20 protein-coding genes are annotated in these 21,048 nt (G+C 40.2%); 16 read left to right on the forward strand and 4 right to left on the reverse strand.

Annotation, left to right across the window (positions count from 1 at the left end; all coding sequences use genetic code 11):
- Positions 1-9: 9 nt before the first annotated feature.
- Genes BLR53_RS09675 through yihA form a run of 3 tightly spaced genes read right to left on the reverse strand, consistent with a single transcriptional unit; the run spans position 10 to position 3,232 of the window.
- Positions 10-1,725: a M3 family oligoendopeptidase gene (locus tag BLR53_RS09675; protein ID WP_074589202.1), complete on the reverse strand. Its 1,716-nt coding sequence runs from the start codon at positions 1,723-1,725 to the stop codon at positions 10-12.
- A gap of 3 nt (positions 1,726-1,728) precedes the next feature.
- Positions 1,729-2,595, reverse strand: coding sequence for a UbiA-like polyprenyltransferase (locus BLR53_RS09680; RefSeq protein ID WP_037439821.1), 867 nt, complete (start codon positions 2,593-2,595; stop codon positions 1,729-1,731).
- Between the two features lie 7 nt (positions 2,596-2,602).
- Entirely contained in the window at positions 2,603-3,232 is a 630-nt protein-coding gene (gene yihA / locus BLR53_RS09685; protein WP_074589204.1) for a ribosome biogenesis GTP-binding protein YihA/YsxC, read from the reverse strand.
- A 52-nt stretch (positions 3,233-3,284) separates the two neighbouring features.
- Between yihA and ubiE the strand changes: the two genes are divergently transcribed.
- From ubiE to BLR53_RS09745, 12 genes are all read left to right on the forward strand, one after another.
- Positions 3,285-4,019 carry a bifunctional demethylmenaquinone methyltransferase/2-methoxy-6-polyprenyl-1,4-benzoquinol methylase UbiE gene (ubiE, locus tag BLR53_RS09690; protein ID WP_037439817.1) on the forward strand — a complete coding sequence of 245 codons (735 nt, stop codon included), beginning with the start codon at positions 3,285-3,287 and terminating at the stop codon, positions 4,017-4,019.
- A gap of 121 nt (positions 4,020-4,140) precedes the next feature.
- A complete protein-coding gene (locus tag BLR53_RS09695) occupies positions 4,141-4,896 on the forward strand; it encodes an SDR family NAD(P)-dependent oxidoreductase (RefSeq protein WP_074589206.1) in 756 nt (251 codons plus the stop codon).
- 9 nt (positions 4,897-4,905) lie between these two features.
- On the forward strand, positions 4,906-5,352 hold the full coding sequence (locus BLR53_RS09700; protein ID WP_037439815.1) for a GatB/YqeY domain-containing protein: 447 nt from the start codon (positions 4,906-4,908) through the stop codon (positions 5,350-5,352).
- A 180-nt stretch (positions 5,353-5,532) separates the two neighbouring features.
- Entirely contained in the window at positions 5,533-6,297 is a 765-nt protein-coding gene (locus BLR53_RS09705) for an alpha/beta fold hydrolase (protein WP_037439814.1), read from the forward strand.
- On the forward strand, positions 6,297-6,953 hold the full coding sequence (locus tag BLR53_RS09710; protein WP_074589208.1) for a CBS domain-containing protein: 657 nt from the start codon (positions 6,297-6,299) through the stop codon (positions 6,951-6,953). The genes BLR53_RS09705 and BLR53_RS09710 overlap by 1 nt, the downstream gene beginning before the upstream one ends.
- A gap of 65 nt (positions 6,954-7,018) precedes the next feature.
- A complete protein-coding gene (locus BLR53_RS09715; RefSeq protein ID WP_037439810.1) occupies positions 7,019-7,900 on the forward strand; it encodes an NAD kinase in 882 nt (293 codons plus the stop codon).
- A gap of 315 nt (positions 7,901-8,215) precedes the next feature.
- The gene (locus tag BLR53_RS09720; RefSeq protein WP_037439808.1) at positions 8,216-8,956 is read left to right on the forward strand and encodes an undecaprenyl pyrophosphate synthase; all 741 of its coding nucleotides are present in this window, start codon (positions 8,216-8,218) and stop codon (positions 8,954-8,956) included.
- Positions 8,957-9,019: 63 nt separating this feature from the next.
- Positions 9,020-11,572, forward strand: a complete 2,553-nt coding sequence (gene bamA, locus BLR53_RS09725; protein WP_074589211.1) for an outer membrane protein assembly factor BamA — start codon at positions 9,020-9,022, stop codon at positions 11,570-11,572.
- Positions 11,573-11,736: 164 nt separating this feature from the next.
- A complete protein-coding gene (locus BLR53_RS09730) occupies positions 11,737-12,267 on the forward strand; it encodes an OmpH/Skp family outer membrane protein (RefSeq protein WP_037439804.1) in 531 nt (176 codons plus the stop codon).
- A 44-nt stretch (positions 12,268-12,311) separates the two neighbouring features.
- Complete coding sequence (locus tag BLR53_RS09735; protein WP_037439803.1) at positions 12,312-12,881, forward strand: OmpH/Skp family outer membrane protein; 570 nt, start codon at positions 12,312-12,314, stop codon at positions 12,879-12,881.
- 83 nt (positions 12,882-12,964) lie between these two features.
- On the forward strand, positions 12,965-13,795 hold the full coding sequence (gene murI, locus BLR53_RS09740; protein WP_074589213.1) for a glutamate racemase: 831 nt from the start codon (positions 12,965-12,967) through the stop codon (positions 13,793-13,795).
- A 63-nt stretch (positions 13,796-13,858) separates the two neighbouring features.
- On the forward strand, positions 13,859-15,760 hold the full coding sequence (locus tag BLR53_RS09745; RefSeq protein WP_074589216.1) for an amidophosphoribosyltransferase: 1,902 nt from the start codon (positions 13,859-13,861) through the stop codon (positions 15,758-15,760).
- A 105-nt stretch (positions 15,761-15,865) separates the two neighbouring features.
- Here the strand turns inward: BLR53_RS09745 and BLR53_RS09750 are convergent, their stop codons facing one another.
- Positions 15,866-16,492, reverse strand: a complete 627-nt coding sequence (locus tag BLR53_RS09750; RefSeq protein ID WP_037437918.1) for a LysE family translocator — start codon at positions 16,490-16,492, stop codon at positions 15,866-15,868.
- Positions 16,493-16,742: 250 nt separating this feature from the next.
- Between BLR53_RS09750 and BLR53_RS09755 the strand changes: the two genes are divergently transcribed.
- From BLR53_RS09755 to BLR53_RS09770, 4 genes are read left to right on the forward strand one after another with little or no spacing between them, the layout of a single operon-like run.
- Positions 16,743-17,162 (forward strand): deoxycytidylate deaminase, encoded by a 420-nt coding sequence (locus BLR53_RS09755; RefSeq protein ID WP_037437950.1) that lies wholly within the window; start codon positions 16,743-16,745, stop codon positions 17,160-17,162.
- 8 nt (positions 17,163-17,170) lie between these two features.
- Positions 17,171-18,700: a glutamine-hydrolyzing GMP synthase gene (gene guaA, locus BLR53_RS09760; RefSeq protein WP_037437919.1), complete on the forward strand. Its 1,530-nt coding sequence runs from the start codon at positions 17,171-17,173 to the stop codon at positions 18,698-18,700.
- Complete coding sequence (locus BLR53_RS09765) at positions 18,657-19,886, forward strand: type 1 periplasmic-binding domain-containing protein (protein WP_074589218.1); 1,230 nt, start codon at positions 18,657-18,659, stop codon at positions 19,884-19,886. Before guaA ends, BLR53_RS09765 begins: the two co-directional genes overlap by 44 nt.
- A complete protein-coding gene (locus tag BLR53_RS09770; RefSeq protein ID WP_074589220.1) occupies positions 19,883-21,046 on the forward strand; it encodes an RsmB/NOP family class I SAM-dependent RNA methyltransferase in 1,164 nt (387 codons plus the stop codon). The genes BLR53_RS09765 and BLR53_RS09770 overlap by 4 nt, the downstream gene beginning before the upstream one ends.
- Positions 21,047-21,048 lie beyond the last annotated feature (2 nt).

Below are 21,048 nucleotides of genomic sequence, written 5' to 3' on the forward strand. Positions count from 1 at the left end.
AAGGTAAAACTAATCTAATTTCTCCAATTCTTCCCTGACAAAGGCGGCAAGCTCAGCGATATAAGCACTGCTGAAGTCGAATTTTATTCCGGCAGTCTCGTAGATTTCTTTCATCGGTTTGGTATAACCCAGCGCAAGTGCAGCAAGATATTGCTGTAATGCCTTCTCTGGATTTTCCCTGTAGTTTTTCCATATTGCAATAGCACCAAGCTGGGCAATTGCGTATTCAATATAATAAAAAGGAACCTCGAAAAGGTGGAGCTGTTTCTGCCATAAATTTCCCAGTTCCTGTTCTAGCCCATCCCAGTTGGTAAATCCAGCACCGAAAAGTGTATAAATTTGTTTAAATGCTTCTTCACGATCAGCAGCATTATGTTCCGGGTTGGTATAAATCCAGTGTTGGAATTTATCAATAACAGCAACCCATGGCAAGGTTTTCAATACGTCTAGAAGTTGTTCTTTCCTAGCTCTCACCAGATCTGCAGGGTTATCAAAATAGATGGCCCATTTATCCATGGAAATTAATTCCATACTCATTGAGGCCAGCTCAGCCACTTCTGAAGGACAATGTTTAAAATCATTCAGTTCCAGGTTGGCTGTTAAAAACGTGTGGATGGCATGACCGCCTTCGTGGACCATCGTAGTCAGATCTCTTAAAGAGCCTGCCGAGTTCATGAAAATAAATGGAGCGCCGGTTTCTGCAAGTGGATAATTATAACCACCGGGTGCTTTACCTTTACGGCTCTCTACGTCGAAAAGGCTGTTGGCCTTCATTACCTTTAGCATATGACCAAGGTCTTCTGAGATTGCAGAGAATGCCGAGATAGTTTTGTCGATTAATTCTTCACCACTATTAAAAGGCTTAAGAGCTGGTTTCCCCGAGGTACTGACTTCCATATCCCACGGTTTCAAAACTTCCAGGCCTAAAGCGCCGGCACGGTTTGCAGCCTGCTCTTTTAAAATAGGAACAATTTCTTGTGCAATTGCGTCGTGAAATGCATAACAGTCCTGAGGAGTATAATCAAATCTGCCCATCGCCTGGAACATGTAATCCCTGTAATTCTCAAATCCAGCATTTAACGCTACCTGATGGCGCATTTTAATTAATTCATCGAAAACGATATTCAGGTTGTCTTTATCGACAAGCCTTCTTTGCTGAATGGTTTGCCACGCAGTCTGACGCAGTTCGCGATTAATATCTTTAATAAAGTTAGCGGCTTGTTCGAGTGTGTATTCCTGGCCATTAATTTCGACACTCATGGCGCCGGTAGTCGCCTGATATTTTTGCTGCGTAACCTGTAATTCTGTAAATAAAGGAACGTTTTCTTCACGGTAGAGTTCCAGTGCTTTTCTCACAGCCCGCAGGTAGACGAAATATTTGTCCTGATCCAGGTCATCTATATAATCGGAATCAACTAATTTCCGGTTGAGCAAATTCGCAACAGGAGAAATTTTCGGTTCAATCTCCGTAGCGAAATATTGAAAGTCTTTAACCAGTTCTTCATTTGCTGTATCGCAGCTCATGCGAATATATCTCCAGGCAAAGTTTTCTTCCAATGCAGCTTCCAGTTCACTTTTATCTTTTAACCAGGTCTCAAGTTCAGCCGCACTGTTTATTTGCCTTTGCAATAATTCGTCTGTAACGGGAGATAGATTTTCCCAGGTTATTACCAGATCCTGTGGAATATATTTTCTTTGTTTTTTTTGAATTTTAAGATCAGTCATGGTCTAGAATTTTAAATAGGTCCTTAAAAAGGCATCCAATAAAAAGCACAAGGCGAAAATTACGGATGCGATACCATTAGTTGTAGCAAAAGCCCTGTTCACTTTGCTCAGGTCATTTGGTTTAACCAGCATATGCTGATAAATAAGCATCGAACAGAAGAACGTGACGCCAAAGTAATATGCCCAGCTGAAAGGTGTAAGCAGAATTGGCAAAATCACACAAATCGCTGAAAATACATGTAGTATTTCAGACAAACGGAGTGCGCGTTTTGCCCCAAGAATAGATGGAATAGAATGCAGATTTTCCGATTTGTCGAACTCTTCATCCTGAAGTGCATAAATAATATCAAACCCACTTACCCAGAAAAGTACGGCAAATGAATAAAGTAGTGGTACAATATTAAAAGCTCCCGTAACAGCGATATAAGCACCTATAGGAGCTAGTGAGAGCCCCAAGCCAAGAACGAGATGGCAAAGTGCTGTAAACCTTTTGGTATAACTGTAAAAAAGCACAACGAATAATGCCACAGGAGATAAATACAGACAAAGCGGATTAATAAAAGCCGTTGTCAATACAAAAAGTACACAATTAAAAATCACAAATAACAGGGCTTCCCTGGCAGATACTTTACCTGAAGGAATATCCCGCATTTGAGTTCTGGGATTTTTCGCATCAATATCCCTGTCCAGATAACGGTTAAAGGCCATTGCTGCATTTCTTGCAAATACCATGCAGAGTAAAACCAGTACCAGGATCAGCCAGTTAAATGGATTTGTTGTAGTCGTTACACCCAGAAAAAAGCCGATCATTGCGAAGGGCAGTGCAAAAATGGAATGGGCAAAAAGCACCAGTGAAAAATACTTTTTCATGTTTCTCTTAAAAATTGTCTGCCGGTGTAAATACAGGCATTGCAAAGTCCAGATTGGTCTGGTCAATAAAATTCAGAATCTCATCACGCCCTGCATTTTTTTCTGCCGAAGTAACAAACACTGGAGGGGTTTCCTCAAACCAACCGGATAATTCCTTTTTAAAGAGTGCTATGTTCTGGTTTGTCTTCATTACAGATTGTTTATCTGCTTTTGTAAAGGCTAGAACGAATGGAATTTGAATTTCACCCATCCAGCAGCAAAACTCGACATCGATTTTCTGAGGAGTCAGTCTGCTGTCAATCAAGACAAAAACACATTGAAGACTTTCCCTTTTAATTATATAATTCCTGATAAATTTTTCCCAGGACTCCCTGCTGTTTTTAGATACTTTAGCATAACCATATCCAGGTAAATCAACTATATACCATTTCTCGTTGATCAGAAAATGGTTAATTAACTGCGTTTTTCCAGGTCTTTGTGATGTTTTTGCCAATCCGTGCTGATTCACCAGCATATTGATCAGGGAAGATTTCCCCACGTTCGATCTCCCGATAAATGCATATTCCGGCATGTTGGGAGCAGGTAGTGCAGAAATCTTAGTATTGCTGCAAATAAATGTTGCTGATTTTATAATCATTTGACAAAGGTAGAAAATTAGTTTTCAACAATACTTATCTTTGCAGTGTACCATGAACGAAAAAATCACACCATACCAGTCAGCCGAGGTTACCAAGAAGGATCAAGTGGCCAATATGTTCAATAATATATCCGGCACGTATGATTTCCTTAATCATTTTTTATCTGCCGGAATTGATATTATCTGGCGCAAAAAGGCAATTCGTGAATTGTCTGACTTGAAACCACAACTGATGCTTGATGTGGCAACCGGTACAGGTGATTTTGCATTCGAGGCTATAAAAATTCTGAAACCGAAAAAAATAATCGGTGTTGATATTTCTGTCGGCATGCTCGATGTAGCGAGAAAGAAAATTGCAGAGCGAAAAATGGAGCATGTTTTTAGTGTACAGACCGGAGATTCAGAGGGACTGCATTTTGATGATAACTATTTTGATGCGATCACTGTTGCTTTTGGCGTAAGGAATTACGAACATCTGGAAAAAGGACTGGCAGATATGCTTCGGGTATTAAAGCCGGGTGGAAAGATCGTTATTCTTGAGTTCTCCAAGCCAACAGTATTTCCGGTTAAACAGGGTTACAATTTTTACTTTAAATATCTCCTCCCGGTTTTTGGGAGAATTTTCTCTAAGGATGCAAGGGCTTATACTTACCTTAACGAATCGGTAGTTGCCTTTCCGGATGGAAAAGATTTTATCACGCTAATGGATAAAGTAGGATATGGAGAAACAACGCACCGTTCACTGACTTTCGGTATTTCGTCTATATATACAGGTAGGAAAGCTTAATACGTCATGTGATATTCAGTTTATGCTTTGAATAGGGTATGCCATGTAAAATATTTTAGCTTTGTGGAGTGACTGTTAAGCTTTAACGGCTAATTCAGTTCTGAAAGATAAACTTACATTTATGAAAACTGCATTAATTACAGGTGCAACCTCTGGTATCGGAGCAGCCTGCGCCCATCAGTTCGCCAAAGAAGGTTACCGTTTGATTTTAATCGCAAGAAGGGCGCAAAAATTGGCAGATGCCGCACACCATTTAAGTGATAAATATGCTGTTGAGGTGAAAACCCTGGTTGCGGACGTGAGAGACCAGAATGCAGTAACGGATATATTGAACAGTCTGCCTCAAGAATGGAAAAAAGTAGACGTCCTGGTTAATAATGCCGGTCTTAGTCAGGGATTGGATCCAATTAATGAAGGTAGCTTTAGCGATTGGGACGCCATGATTGACACTAATATTAAAGGTCTTTTATATGTAACCAAGATTGTTTCGGGCTGGATGGTTTCAGCTGGTGAAGGACATATCATAAATATCGGCTCTATCGCGGGAAAAGAAGTATATCCGAATGGAAATGTATATTGTGCTACAAAACACGCAGTAGATGCGCTAAATAAAGGAATGCGTATGGATCTGCTGCCGCATGGTATCAAAGTCACAGCAATAAACCCGGGAATGGTCGAGACAGAATTTTCGTTGGTTCGTTTTAAAGGAGATGCATCCAGAGCGGAACAGGTTTATGAAGGGATGACACCGCTTTTTGCTGATGATATTGCTGATGCAATCTGGTACGCAGTAAGCCGTCCAAAACATGTAAACATCAACGATATGTTAATTATGCCGACTGCCCAGGCGTCGGGAACTCTGGTTAACAGAAAATAAAAAAAAATTATGATATCAAATACTATAGATCAGGAAATTAAACAAGCTATGTTAGCCAAAGACCAGGCCAGGTTACGTGGTTTGCGTGCTATTAAAGCAGCTTTGTTACTGGCAAGAACTGAAAAGGGGCAGGCTGAAGAAATTACAGCTGACGGAGAATTGAAAATTTTACAACGTCTCGTTAAGCAGCGTAAAGAGTCTGCTGATATTTACAACCAGCAGGGCAGACAGGATCTTGCGGTTGTCGAAGAAGAAGAAATTGCAGTGATTGCTCAATTTATGCCGGCACAGCTGGATCGTGAGGCAGTTGAAAAATTGATAGCGGACATTATAGCAGGGGCAGGGGCGACTTCTGTAAAGGATATGGGAAAAGTGATGGGACTGGCCAATAAAGATTTAGCTGGTAAAGCAGACGGTAAACTGATTGCGGAGATCGTGAAAGCTCAATTGGCATAAATTGTGTAGTTGCCTTTTACAGAACATTATTTTCAAATTTAATAAAGGATAATGTTTAAAATTAAATTTAGGCTACTAACTTAGTAGCCTAAAGCAGGGTATACATGGACGGAAATTCCGGCATGTTTTTCTGCTCCTGCTGGTAAGGATAACCGGTACATATCAATTAAAAAAGACGCAATGAAATACGAAGTAATAGAAGAAGATGGGTTTAATTTTATAGAAGCCGGTAAAGGCGAAACCCTGGTATTACTTCATGGCCTGATGGGCGAACTGAGTAATTGGGAGCCAGTGATAGACTATTTTAAGGACCGTTACCATGTACTGGTTCCTATTTTGCCTATTTATGAACTTCCCCTTTTAACACTGGGCGTAAAAAGTCTGGCAAAATATGTGCATAAATTTATTAAATATAAAAAACTGGGGCAGGTAGTCCTTATTGGGAACTCTTTGGGAGGACATGTTGGTCTGGTCGTTACGGGCGCACATCAGGAAAGTGTTAAAGCACTGGTACTGACAGGTAGTTCAGGCCTCTATGAAAACGCTTTCGGTGGTTCTTTTCCCAGACGTGAAAGCTATGACTATATCCGCGAAAAGGTTGAGTTTACTTTCTACGACCCAAAAACGGCAACCAAGGAACTGGTTGACGAGGTTTATAAAACGGTCAATGAGAGATCCAGGGTAATCCGTATCCTTGCGCTGGCTAAGTCTGCGATCAGGCATAATATGTCAAAGGAATTGTCTAAGATTACAATTCCTGTTTCACTGATCTGGGGTAAACAAGACAAAGTCACGCCGCCTGAGGTGGCCGAAGAGTTCTATAATTTACTACCGAATGCAGAGCTTAACTGGGTAGATCATTGCGGGCATGCCCCAATGATGGAACACCCTGAGGAGTTCAATAAATATCTGAATACATTTCTGGACCGCATATTATTGAAGTAATGACAGCAGCTGAACTCATATCACACCTTATACTCCCTTTGCAGATTACTGACACGGTTCAGTCTGCTCAGGAAAGGATGACTGAGTTCAAAGTAACTCAGCTTCCTGTGTTGCGGGAAGGTCAGTTTTGCGGGTTAATTAGAGAAGAACAGCTTCTTCATCCTGCCGGCGACCAGCTAACTACACTGGACAAAGAACTGCTTCAGGTCTTTGTTTCCGAAGGGGTGCATATTTATGAGTTGATTATGCTCATGAATAAACTCCAGGTTGATCTGTTGCCTGTGCTCGACATGAATCAGCAATATCTTGGTGTGGTTTCCTTTCAAGAATTGTTGCCTGCAGTCTCAGCTATGTTCGCTTTACGCGATCCGGGGGGTATTATCGTGCTGGAGATCAGCAATCGTAATAATTCCCTCGCTCATATGGCGCAGATTGTGGAAGCCGACAATGCGCAGATTCTCTCCTCCTATGTGCAGGATTTTCCTGATTCTACCAGGATGGAGGTCATACTTAAAATAAACAAGACAGAACTATCCGGAATTATCGCTTCCTTTGAAAGATATAATTATTTGGTCAAAGCTGTTTATAATGGAACTGTTGCAGACAATGGGACGGCAGACAGATATAACTTATTAATGAGTTATCTGAATGTGTAAACAGCCTTTGCTGCATAAGTTTAATAGAAACATTCCGGTTACCCACCCTCAATTATTTTTTTTCAATGAAGTTTGCCATATACGGAAGGGAATTTAACAATACAGTCTTACCCTATGTTCAGGATGTGTTTGATGCCCTTGAATTTTATGGGATAGAAATCCTTGTTTTCCGCGATTATTTCGAATTTATAGCAGAAAAAGTGCGGCTTCCTGAGGGACTATCGACTTTTACCGGACATCAGGATCTTTGTCAGCAAGCAGATGTATTGATCAGTTTGGGTGGAGACGGCACTTTACTGGATACGCTGGCTTTAGTAAGGGATTCAGCAATTCCGGTTATCGGAATTAATTTCGGGCGTCTGGGCTTCCTGGCTAGTATTAATAAAGACAATATTAAGGCAGCTATTGCGGCGTTAATGCAAAAGGATTATTCCCTCGATCAAAGGACATTATTACATGTTGAGTCTAAATACAATCTTTTTGGAGATGAAAATTTCGCATTGAATGATATTACCATCCATCGCCGCGACAATTCTGCGATGATGATTATTCATGCTTATATGGATGATGAGTTTATCAACTCCTACTGGGCGGACGGTCTCATTATTGCGACTCCGACTGGTTCAACAGCCTACTCCCTGAGCTGCGGTGGTCCGATCATATTTCCCAGCGCGCAGAATTTTGTAATTACGCCTATAGCGCCGCACAACCTGAATGTCAGACCGGTTATAATTCCTGATAATGTGACACTTCGTTTTGAAGTTGAAGCGAGAAGTACTAAGTTTTTAGTTTCTTGTGATTCCAGAACGGCAACCGTAGACAGATCTGTAAAGATCACTGTTAAAAAGGCAGAATTTCATGTCAATCTTATTCGGCTTCATAAAGAAAGTTATCTGACTACTTTGCGTAATAAACTTCTTTGGGGAATTGATACACGCAATTATTAGTGCAAATATACTGCCCGGATCAAATCTGCGTTATCCTAACCAAATGAGTGCGTTAAGCTTTCGGCAATCCAAACGAGGTACAGTGCAGATGATGCCGGTACAAAGATTTTGCGTATTTCTAACGGAAAATTGTTTCAGCTTCTAAAATTGATAGAAATAAACAAAATATCTTATAACTTTGGCATCTTCATTCAGAAGGTACCTGAAAATGATTTGTTTAGCATTCATTGGGGGGTATTACATAAAGGCATATCTGCAATATGGCAGCCTGATTCTTCTGTATGTTATACATTTTAGCCATATTTGCTTACATAAATGGGATTTAAAGAACAAATCGATACGACCCGACTGCCGGAACACATTGCAATTATAATGGACGGCAATGGCAGATGGGCAAAAAATCAAGGTAAATTCAGATCTTTCGGACATGAAAGCGGTGTGTTATCTGTGAAGGATATAGTGGAGGGTTGTGCAGATATAGGGGTGAAATACCTGACTATTTATGCGTTTTCAACTGAGAACTGGAACAGACCTCCAGAAGAAGTCACTGCATTAATGGAACTGCTCATTGCGACCATTAATAATGAAACTGACAGACTTAATAAAAACAATATCAGACTTAATGCAATCGGAGATATAGCTTCTCTTCCTCAGAAATGTATTGATGATTTGAAAAGTGCGATGGAAAAAACAGCTGGTAATACTTCCTGTACACTAACGCTTGCTTTAAGCTATAGTGCAAAATGGGAGATTCTTCAAGCTGCTAAAAAACTTGCTGCGCAGGTCGCAGATAATCAGCTCCAGGCTGATGATATTACGGAAGCTCAGTTTTCGTCTCAGTTAACGACCTTCGGGATGCCCGATCCGGAGCTACTTATCCGCACAAGCGGAGAGCATCGGGTGAGCAATTTTTTGCTTTGGCAGATCGCTTATACAGAGTTATATTTCACAGAAACCTTATGGCCTGATTTCAGAAGAGAGGACCTTTTTGAAGCCATTGTTGATTACCAAAAGCGCGAACGTCGTTTCGGTAAAATTAGTGAACAGTTGAACTAATTTTACATTTAACACTTTTTAACATGTGTTTAAATTAACTTAGCAACGTTTTTTAGATTGTAAATGAAAAGAATATACCAACTTATAGTATTGCTTTTTGTCGGCTTACCGGCAATGGCACAAGTAACACGTCCGCAGGCTACACCAAGTCTGAAGGTTCAGGGCACTGACCTGGACTATTTCCAGCCGAAGGAATATATCATTGGAGGTACAACGCTGACTGGTGCCAGTTTTATTGATAAGGAGGTAATTATCACTTTGTCCAAATTAATTAAAGGTGAAACAATTTTGCTTCCTAGTGAGGCTACTTCAACGGCAATTAAAACACTCTGGTCGCAGGGACTTTTTGATGATATCGAATTGAATATTTCCAAATTGACAGACGATACGGTTTATTTTGATATTAAAGTGGTCGAGCGTCCGCGTTTGAGTTCATTTGAATTGAATGGCTTATCTAAATCTCAAAAAACAGACATTACAGAGAAGTTAAATTCGAAATCAGGAAAGACAATTATAAACGAGAACACTTATAATAGTACAACAGCGGTTATTGATAAATATCTGGCAGAAAAAGGTTATTTCTTTACTAAGATAGATTACAAAACCAAACCAGATCCAAATATGGAAAATGGTGTGGTACTGCAGGTTTTTGTAGAGCGTGGCAGAAAGGTTAAAGTCCAGAAAATTAATTTCACGGGAAACAAAGAATTTAAAGCTGCACAGTTACGCAAATATTTGAAAAAGACTAAGCAACGCGCTTTCTATAAAATATTCGGACCAGGTAAATACAGCCAGGAAAAATTCAAGGAAGATAAAGAGAAACTGATCGCTAAAATGCAGGACAAGGGTTATCGTGATGCGGTTATTCTGAGAGATTCAGTATACCGTAACAGCGATAAGACGGTAGGGATTGATATTGATATTTATGAAGGTCCTAAGTATTACGTAGGTAACATTACCTGGGCAGGTAATGCCAAATATGCAACCAAGGATTTGACGAAAGTATTGGGAATTGAAAAAGGTGATATTTTCAGTGAAGAAAAACTGGGTGTAAAATTACATGGTAATGGCGCGGAAAGTGAAGACGTTTCCAGTATCTACCTGAATGATGGTTATCTGACGTTCAATGTGGAGCCGGTTCAAACCAAAATTTATAATGACACTGTCGATCTGGAGATCAGAATTTATGAAGGACCGCAGTATACCAATAACAGGATTACTGTTAAAGGTAATACCATCACAAATGACCGTGTTGTACTCCGTCAGGTTAGAACAAGACCAGGTGATAAGTTCTCTAAAGAACAATTAATACGTACGGTACGTGATATCGGTCAGCTGGGTAATTTTGATGAATCGAAAACTGTCCCTACACCTAAGCCTAATCCTGCTGACGGAACCGTAGATATTGAGTATGCGGTAGAAGAGAAACCTTCCGACCAGGTGGAGCTTTCCGGAGGTTTTGGTGGTGGCCGTGTAATCGGTACTATCGGTTTAACTTTTAATAACTTCTCTTTAAGGAATATTCTGAATCCTAAAGCCTATAAACCATTACCTAAAGGAGATGGTCAGAAACTGAGTATTCGTGGACAAACTAATGCAAAATATTACCAGTCTTATAGTTTCAGTTTTTCTGAGCCATGGTTAGGTGGTAAAAAGCCGGTGAGTTTTGGTGTTAGTGCATTTACTTCGCTTTCTTCCAACGGATTAAGCGCCGGAAGTGCCAATCTGCAAAAGATACGTTTGAATGGTGTAACGGTAAGTTTGGGTCGTATGTTAAAATGGCCGGATAACTATTTCCAGTTAACGCACTCGATCAACGCACAACAATATATTCTGAATAATTACTCAGGTTATCTGTTCTCAACAGGTACTTCATACAACTTTAACTTAACTCAGGAAATAAGCAGGGACTCAAGAAATTCGCCTATTTTCCCGACAGAAGGTTCATTCTTCAAGTTTACAATTCAGGCAACTCCTCCTTACTCGTTATTGAATAATGTGAATTATGAAACTGCCTCTGATAAGAAACGTTATACCTTTACAGAATACCATAAATGGAAATTCGAGGGACAGTGGTTCCAGCGTTTGGCAGGTAAACTTGTGGTTAAAGCACAGGCACAGTTTGGCTTCCTGGGATCATACAATGAGGCAGTAGGACAATCGGCTTTTGAAAGATTTAAATTAGGTGGTGACGGTATGCAGGGATTTGACTTCCTGCAAGGATCTGAATTGATTACGATGCGCGGTTATGCTAACAATGCAGTTGTTCCAAGTTCAGCGACAACTGCTGGTCAGGTTAGTATCGCACAGCAGTCAGGTAGCCCTATCTATACGAAATACGTAATGGAGCTGCGTTACCCGGTTATTGCAAGTCAGCAGGCAACTGCGTTTATTGTTGGTTTTGCTGAAGGTGGTAATACCTGGAATAAGTTTTCTGATTATAATCCGTTTAACGTAAGAAGATCGGCTGGTATTGGCGCAAGAATCTTTTTACCGATATTTGGTATGCTTGGAATTGATTATGGTATTCCGTTTGATAAGATCCCTGGTGTGCAGGATTTTGGTAGACAAAGGTTTATGTTTAGTATCGCACAGCAGTTAGGTGGATTCAATTAATTCTCCTTCTTGAAATCGAAATATATTTCAGGTAAAATGAAAATCTAATATGTACGTTATAAAGGATAAAACATATATTCACCCAACAAATGCAGATTTATGGTTTAAGAAGACCGGAAATCTGCATTTGGTTATGTCTAAAGATTAATAAAGAGAGCGAGATCATGAAAAAGTTTATTTTAATCGGATTTTTAGTTTTTGCAGGATTTGGTGCGTTTGCACAAAAATTCGCGTATGTGGACACAGAGTATATTCTGAAACATTTGCCAGAATATAAGTCTTCACAAAATCAGCTTAATGTTCTTACCCAGCAATGGCAGAAAGAGGTCGACGCGGACTTTGTGGCTATTGACAAGATGTATAAAGCTTACCAGGCTGATCAGGTATTATTAACAGATGATATGCGCAAGCGCCGCGAAAATGATATTATAGAAAAAGAAAAGGCAGCTAAAGATTTCCAACGTCAGAAGTTTGGCCCGGAAGGCGAACTTTTTCAGACCAGGTCTAAATTATTGAAACCTATTCAGGATAAAGTAACAGGTGCGATAAATGATGTGGCTAAGTCAAAATCATTAGATTTTATCTTTGATAAAAGCAGCGAATCCACTACGATGATCTACGCTGGTCCCGATTATAATCTGAGTAATGATGTTGTCACTAAACTTGGCTACAAACCTGGAACCCTCGCAAAATAACACACAAAATAAATTTTAAAAAACAATTATTAAGAACAATAGAAATGAGAAAGTTAATTAACGTATTTTTTGTAGCAGCTGGCTTAGTGTTTACTGCTTCTGTTGCCAATGCTCAGCAAAAAATTGGACACCTTGATTCTGAAGTCGTTTTCGCAAGTATGCCTGAAGCTAAAACTGCTACTGCTACTTTAGAAACACTTCAAAAACAAAAACAGGCCGAAATTGAAAAAATGAGGACTGAATATACTACTAAGTATGAGGCTGCAGTTGCTAAAAACAAAACACTGAGCGAAGCAAACAAAGAAACTGTAGGTAAAGAATTACAGCAGATGGGTGTTGAGTTACAGGATATGGAGAAACGTATCAATGATGCAACTCAAAAAGCACAACAGGATATTGCTACTAAACAAGGAGAACTGTTAGCACCATTAAACACTAAATTTCAGAATGCAGTTAAAGCTGTAGCGAAAGACAAAGGTATTGCTTATGTCTTTGACAGTTCTGCACAACAAGGTGCAAATAACATGCTTGCATGGGAAGGTGGAGAAGATGTTACTGATCTTGTAAAAGCTAAATTAGGCATCGCTGCTTCAGCGCCTGCTGCTAAGAAATAATTTTTAGAAATTTTATAAAAAGTGGAATCCGGATTATCGGGTTCCACTTTTTTTTTGACCGCTTTTTCTTGCTAGTTTTGTCTATGCAGCAGACAAAATCTATTGGTGTTTTCGATTCGGGTTATGGTGGCCTTACCGTCTTCCGTTCCATTGCAGCAGAGCTGCCGCAATATAACTATATCTATCTTGGAGATAACGCCCGTTCTCCTTATGGCGACCATAGTTTTGAGACCGTCTATAAGTATACGCTGGAATGCGTCGAATGGTTGTTTGCGCAAGGCTGTGAATTAATTATCCTGGCTTGTAATACGGCCTCCGCCAAAGCGCTCCGGTCAATTCAGCAGCGTATTCTCCCTGTTAAATATCCTGGAAAAAGAGTGCTCGGGGTGATTCGCCCTACTGCAGAGCTGATCGGTGAGTATACGCGCACAGGTACCATCGGAGTAATGGGTACCAGGGGAACCGTAAAATCCGGTTCGTATCCGATTGAGATCCATAACTTTTATCCGGAGTTGGAGGTCGTTCAGCAAAGTTGCCCCATGTGGGTTCCGTTAATAGAAAACAATGAACATCTGAGCCCGGGAGCGGACTACTTTGTGTCAAAATATATTCAGGCGCTGCTTGAACAGTCTGACCAGATCGATACCATATTGCTGGCCTGTACACATTATCCATTACTTATTCCAAAGATTGAAGCGCAGTTATCTGAAGGAATACGATTGGTTTCACAGGGAGATATTGTCGCCGGGAGCTTGAAAGCTTATTTATCCCGCCATTCTGAAATGGAGCAATTGCTAGCCAGGGACGGTGAAAAGCAATTTTACACGACGGGCGATGCCAGTATTTTTTGCAGAAACGGCTCTCTGTTCTTCGAGGCGCCTGTTGTTGCAAAACAAATCAGTTTGTTGTCATGATTTATATTTCTTTCTAGGTTCTAACTATTATAAAAGGTAAATTTGCGGCTCAAACCACACATAATGAGTGACCAGATAAAACACGAATGCGGAATTGCTTTTATCCGTCTTTTAAAACCTCTCTCATACTACCAGGAAAAATACGGTACAGCACTTTACGGACTGAATAAACTCTATCTTTTGATGGAAAAACAGCACAATAGAGGGCAGGACGGAGCAGGGATTGCAACCATTAAATTAGATGTTAAACCAGGCCACCGCTACATTAGCCGTTACAGGTCAATGGCGCAGAATGCAGTTGCTGATATCTTCGGTTACGTTCACAATAAATTTGTGGACATCCAGAATGATACGCCGGAACTAATGCAGGATGCGGAATGGTTAAAACAAAATGTCAGCTTTATTGGCGAAGTACTCCTTGGACACCTGCGTTATGGTACACACGGAAAAAACAGTATTGAAAATTGCCATCCATTCCTTCGCCAAAATAACTGGATGACCAGAAATCTTGTTATTGCGGGGAACTTTAACATGACTAATGTTGATGAATTACTGGAGCAGTTGTATGAGCTTGGGCAACATCCTAAAGAACAGGCGGACACTGTTACTGTGTTAGAGAAAATCGGTCATTTCCTTGATGATGAAAACCAGGAGCTTTTTGATACTTACAAAAAGGAAGGTTTGTCGAATGTAGAGATTACTCACAAAATATCTGAAAATCTTAATATTGCGCATATCCTGCGCCGCTCGGCTAAAACCTGGGACGGAGGTTATGCAATTTCTGGCATCGTTGGTAATGGTGATGCTTTTGTACTGCGTGATCCTTCTGGCATCCGCCCGGCATATTTTTATCAGGATGACGAGATCGTAGTAGCTGCTTCCGAAAGACCGGCTATTCAAACTGCTTTTAATGTTGGGTTTAATGAGGTGCAGGAAATTAAGCCTGGTCATGCACTGATTGTTAAAAAGAACGGAACTGTAACTCAGGAAATTTTCCGCGAGCCTCAGGAAAAAAGAGCATGCTCTTTCGAAAGAATTTATTTCTCACGTGGTAGTGACGCTGCAATTTACAGGGAAAGAAAACAATTAGGCCGTTTGCTGATTGACCAAATTCTTAAATCTGTGAACTCAGATCTGAAAAATACAGTATTCTCATTTATACCTAATACCGCAGAAATCTCTTTTTATGGTTTGGTAGAAGGGCTGCATAAGTATATCAAAAAGGTACAGAAAGACACTTTAATTGGCCGGAAAGATGCGTTATCTGACCAGGAACTAGATGAATTATTATCTATGGCTCCGAGAGTAGAAAAGCTCGCTATTAAAGATGTTAAGCTTCGTACTTTCATTACCGCCGACGCTGATCGTAAAGAAATGGTTGCCCATGTTTATGACACCACTTATGTAGTTATCAAAAATGATGTTGATACACTTGTTGCTGTAGATGATTCTATTGTAAGAGGAACCACGCTAAAACAAAGTATTATTAAAATCATAGACAGGCTGCACCCTAAGAAAATTATTATTGTTTCTTCAGCGCCGCAGATTCGCTATCCGGATTGTTATGGTATTGACATGTCTAAACTTGGACAGTTCGTGGCATTTGAGGCTGCAATTCAGTTGTTGAAGGCGCGTGGTATGGAAAATATAATTGATGAGGTTTATGTTAAATGTAAAGCTTCATTACTGTTACCTAAGGAAGAGATTATTAATCACGTAAAGGATATCTACAGACCATTTACGCAAGAGGAAATCTCAGCGCAGATTACCAAGATCATTACACCAAAAGATACAATTGCAGAAGTCGAAGTGATTTATCAGACATTAGATAATCTGCATATTGCTTGTCCTGAACATACAGGTGATTGGTATTTCTCAGGAAACTATCCAACACCAGGCGGTAATAGAGTAGTGAACAAGGCTTTTGTAAACTGGAGAGAAGGAAGCGATCAGAGAGCTTATTAAAGAAGATTTTTTTGATCATTTATAACATAAAAAAAGGATAGCGAAAGCTATCCTTTTTTTATGTTATAAATATAGGCTGACCGACTATTGCCAGGTTTTGAAACACTAATGAAAATTCTGCGTGAATACTTCAATAAATAGCCTGATTGCAAAAATAATGATTACCGCCCCGGCGACTCTGTTTAAAAGAATAAGATTCTTTGCCTGAATCTTTTCGCGTAGTTTGGCAGCGTAGAATGTTTTCATGCAATCAACGGAAAGTTGAGTGGACATGGCCACTATGAAGAAAAGAATCTTCTCATCCATCGTATAATGCAATTGTGCACTAATTATGCCGCCAACCATAATCCAGAACATGAGAGTTGTGGGGGAAAGCAGACACATTAGAAATCCTTTTATGACATATCCTCTTTTTCTAACTTTTTCAATTTTCTTAGTTTCATAATGCATTTTAACTTTATTTACCAGATAGAATATACCTACTCCTAATAAAAACAGGCCTCCGATGAGGCCTATATAGGTGTTGTATTTAGGATTGTAGTTCACGAACTGGGAGCTGAATATAGTCAGACTAATTAAAATAATGTCACCCAGAATTACGCCTACAGCCAGGGAAAAACCAGCCTTGAATCCCTTTTCTATACTGGTTTTTATCATCGAGAAAAAAACAGGGCCAGTCAGGAATGAAAATAAAATACCTGCACCGATCCCGTGTAATATTGCTTCAATCATTCAAACAGTTTGTATAAAGCTGCTAATATCCGATTTTAATGGGGAAACCTCCATATTTTTTTTTGCTTCATTTATTGTATGGGATTGTCGGCAAGGCGCAATTTTTATTTAAGTTTATACCCTGTTATTGTTTTTCCGGGCTCGGATCGGGGCATATTATAAGGAATTAAAAATTGTTATGGTAAATGAACAACTAAGTACCGGCCAGCCGGAATCCCCGGATACCAGACCGGGATTTGACGATATTTATATGGATCTGGCTGTTAAGCTCGCTGGCAGATCTCATTGTGTACGGGCACAAGTCGGTGCAGTACTCACCAAAGAAACACGAATTATCTCTATCGGCTATAACGGACCTCCTTCCGGTACTCACAATTGTGATGAAGAGTGGCCCGGGCAAGGTTGCAGCAGAGATTCCAGAGGAAGTTGTTCACTAGCTTTACACGCAGAAGAGAATGCAATACTTTATGCTTCCAGAAATGGGGCGAGGATAGAAGGCGCCACCCTCTATACCACATTGTCACCCTGCATTGCCTGTGCCAGACTGATTCTTTCTTCCGGGATTAAGGTTGTATACTTTAAAGATTCTTATGCGGCATATAAAGGGCTGCCGAGTGATGAGGGCGTTGATTTCTTAAAAAGATTCGGTGTTGAAGTGAATAAATACTAACTTTGGCCATGCTAGAAAAAATCATCATTATCGATTTTGGATCTCAATATACACAGTTGATAGCCCGTAGGGTTCGGGAATTAAATGTGTATTGCGAAATACATCCATTTAATAATATTCCTGAAATCTCTTCAGACGTTAAAGGTATCATCTTTTCAGGAAGTCCATACTCTGTACGCCAGGAAGATGCACCTCAAATAGACTTAGCTAAATTCCATCAGAAATATCCTGTACTGGCAGTTTGTTATGGTGCACAATATATTGCGCAGTATTCCGGCGGCGATGTGCAGCCTTCCTCTACCAGAGAATATGGCCGTGCAAACCTGAATTTTGTTGTTTCCGAAAATAAGTTATTTAAAAATATCAATACAAATTCACAGGTGTGGATGTCACATGGTGATACCATTACTGTGGTACCTGATAATTTTGAAATTATAGCAAGTACCGACAACGTACGCGTTGCCGCTTACCACGTGAAAGATTCTGATACGTATGCGATTCAGTTTCACCCGGAAGTAACACATAGTACAGATGGAAAACAATTACTGGAGAATTTCCTGGTTGATATCTGCGGGTTAAGCCAGAGCTGGACGTCAGATGCTTTCGTAGACAGTACAATCGCTGAACTGAAAGAAAAGTTAGGTAATGATAAAGTGGTACTTGGCCTTTCAGGCGGTGTAGATTCTAGCGTTGCAGCAATTCTGCTTCATAAAGCAATCGGTGCTAATCTGCATTGTATCTTCGTTGATAATGGATTATTGCGTAAGGATGAATATGAAGCTGTTCTGGAACAGTATAAACATCTTGGTCTGAATATTAAAGGCGTGGATGCTAAAGAACGTTTCTTAAGTCAGCTGGCTGGGCTTAAAGATCCGGAATTGAAGCGTAAAGCTATAGGACGTGTTTTCATTGAGGTGTTTGATGATGCAGCGCATGAAGTGCAGGATGTAAAATGGCTTGCGCAGGGTACTATATATCCGGATGTGATTGAATCAATCTCCGTGAACGGTCCGTCTGCAACAATTAAATCTCATCATAATGTGGGTGGACTACCCGACTTTATGAAGTTAAAGGTTGTTGAGCCTTTAAAAACATTGTTTAAAGATGAAGTGAGACGTGTAGGGAAGACACTGGGGCTGGATAGTTTTATTTTAGGTCGTCATCCTTTCCCCGGACCAGGGCTTGCTATCCGTATATTAGGCGATGTTACCGCGGAAAAAGTAGCCATCCTGCAGGAAGCGGATGCTATTTATATAAACAATCTGAGAGAAGCAGGGTTATATGATCAGGTTTGGCAGGCTGGAGCAATTTTCCTTCCGGTTCAGTCGGTTGGAGTAATGGGAGACGAGCGTACTTACGAAAACGTTATCTGTCTTCGTGCTGTGGAATCTGTAGATGGAATGACTGCCGATTGGTGCCATTTACCTTATCCTGTACTCGCCAAAATTTCCAATGAAATTATTAATAAAGTAAAAGGTATAAACAGGGTAGTGTATGATATTAGTTCAAAACCACCTGCGACTATTGAGTGGGAATAAACTTTGGTGTTTAATATTTGCCTGTTTTTGTCTGTCGGCTTGTTCGCCGCGGGTAAGAACAGGTAAATCACCTAAGAAACCTGCCAAGGAAACTACGCAGGATAAAAAAGAAGAAAAGAAATTTACCGAAGCCGGAATTACACTGATGATGCCTTTAAAACTGAATACAGTTAAGGCAACAACTGGAACAAAAGCTGACCTGGAACAGTCTGCGATGTCCCTTGATTTTTATCAGGGATTTAAGATGGGAATTGATTCTGCCGCTGCAAAGGGAATGAATTTTAAGTTAACGGTTCTAGATACACGTGACGACGACAAACATCTTGGTTATCTGATCGGTTCAGATCAGTTGAAAGGAAGTAATCTTATCGTAGGGCCTGTGTTTCCCGATGGGCTTAAGTACATGACCGACTATTCTATTAAGAATGACCTGCCAGTAGTTTCTCCGCTGGCTGCTACTCAGCCGGCTGAATTTAATAATCCTAACCTGATCTCATTGGTTAATAACATAGATCTGCACGCTGAAAAGATTGGACAGTTTATCAATAAAAACTATGAACCTTCCAGAACGGAAGTGGTACTGATTAGTACTAAAAAACCGGCAGATGAATTACTGGCGGTGCCAATTAGAAATTATTTCACTGAAGGTCGCGGTAATTTGTTCCATTTTACAGAATATAGTTCTGTATTTAGTATGGAGTCACAAATGGTTAAAGGTAAGAAATACCTGGTACTGGTTACTTCGGCCGACCGTGCATTCGTTGTAGCTACGATTGATAAACTTGCTAAGATGAAACTGAACGGAAGCCAGCTTGAGCTTTTTGGGCATCCGAACTGGAGTAAACAAAACTATAATACGGAGAAGCTGCAGGCTTTGAAAACAAGAATCACGACTTCTTACTATGTAGATTATAAAAGCCAGGATGTGATCCGGTTTGTCCGTAATTACAGAAGGCTGAACCATTTCGAACCAGGCGAGTTTGCCTTTAAAGGATTTGATACAGGATACTATTTCGGGCTGCTTTTCGCTTCGCACGGATCATCTTATCTGAAGTATCTAACCAAAACCAGCTATAAAGGATTACAGAATTCATTTCAGTTTATTAAAGATGAAAAACTGGGTTATATCAATACCAGTTTATTCCTGCTGGAATTCAAAAATTACGCTTTAACTCCTGTTGAATGAAATTAATCTATCAGATCCGCTCTTTTGAACAGGTTTTAGCTTCCTACGAAGGGAAAATCCCTCTGCACCGGCATCTAGTTACTTATTATAAGCAACATAAGCAGATGGGATCTGCAGATCGCAGATGGACTTCCAGATATTTGTATAGTTTTTATCGTTTGGGAAATGCAATTCCGCAACGGGATACGATTACCAGGTTGGCAGTTGCAGACTTTCTTTGCAGCCAGTCCGGAAGTCTGGTGATCACAGAACATTTGCCACAACTGGCAGAACATCTTCTTTTACCTGTTCAGGCCAAAATAAAACTGGTGGAGGATACTTATCCTGATTTTAAGCTGGAAGATGTTTTCGCGTTCCGTGAAGAGCTTTCTGCTGAAATTAATAAGCAGGCATTCCTTGAATCTTTTTTCGTACAACCCGATCTTTTTATTCGTATTCAGGAGAAGGATCATCTGAAGATTACAGAAGAGCTTACTGAAGCCGGGATTCCGGTGAGGAATGTAAGTAACGAGACGCTAGCGCTGCCTAATGGAATCAAATTAGAGAATATACTGTCTGAAAGCCTGAATTATCAGGTTCAGGATTTGTCTTCGCAGGCTACAGGTGAGCTGTTTTTACCTCAGCCTTATGATTATTGGTGGGACTGCTGTGCAGCTTCAGGTGGAAAGTCATTATTACTTTCTGCATTGGAGCCTAAGGTGCAGCTAATGGTCAGTGATCTCCGGGAAACAAGTCTTAGGAATCTGGATGAACGCTTTCTGGCAGCAGGTATCAAAAAATATCAGAAGAAAACCCTGGATTTGTTGCAAAATAATGATCAGGTTTTACATGATTATGCATTTGACGGTATTTTACTGGATGCGCCTTGTACGGGATCAGGGACTTGGGGCCGAACCCCGGAAATGCTTGTGCAGTTCGACGAAACTAAAGTAGCATACTTCTCCGCCCTTCAGATAAGTATTGCAACAAATGTTGTAAAATACCTGAAGAAAGGAAAGCCATTGATTTATATGACTTGTTCTGTCTTCAGAAAGGAGAATGAAGATGTTGTCGCTGCTCTTTTAAAGGAACTGCCGCTTGAACTTGTAGAAATGCGTGTAATTACAGGATACCAGCATAAAGCAGACAGTATGTTTGTGGCCCGCTTTCTTAAAAAATAAAT

Origin of the sequence: Pedobacter antarcticus, assembly GCF_900103515.1 — a bacterium.
Classification (GTDB): domain Bacteria; phylum Bacteroidota; class Bacteroidia; order Sphingobacteriales; family Sphingobacteriaceae; genus Pedobacter; species Pedobacter antarcticus.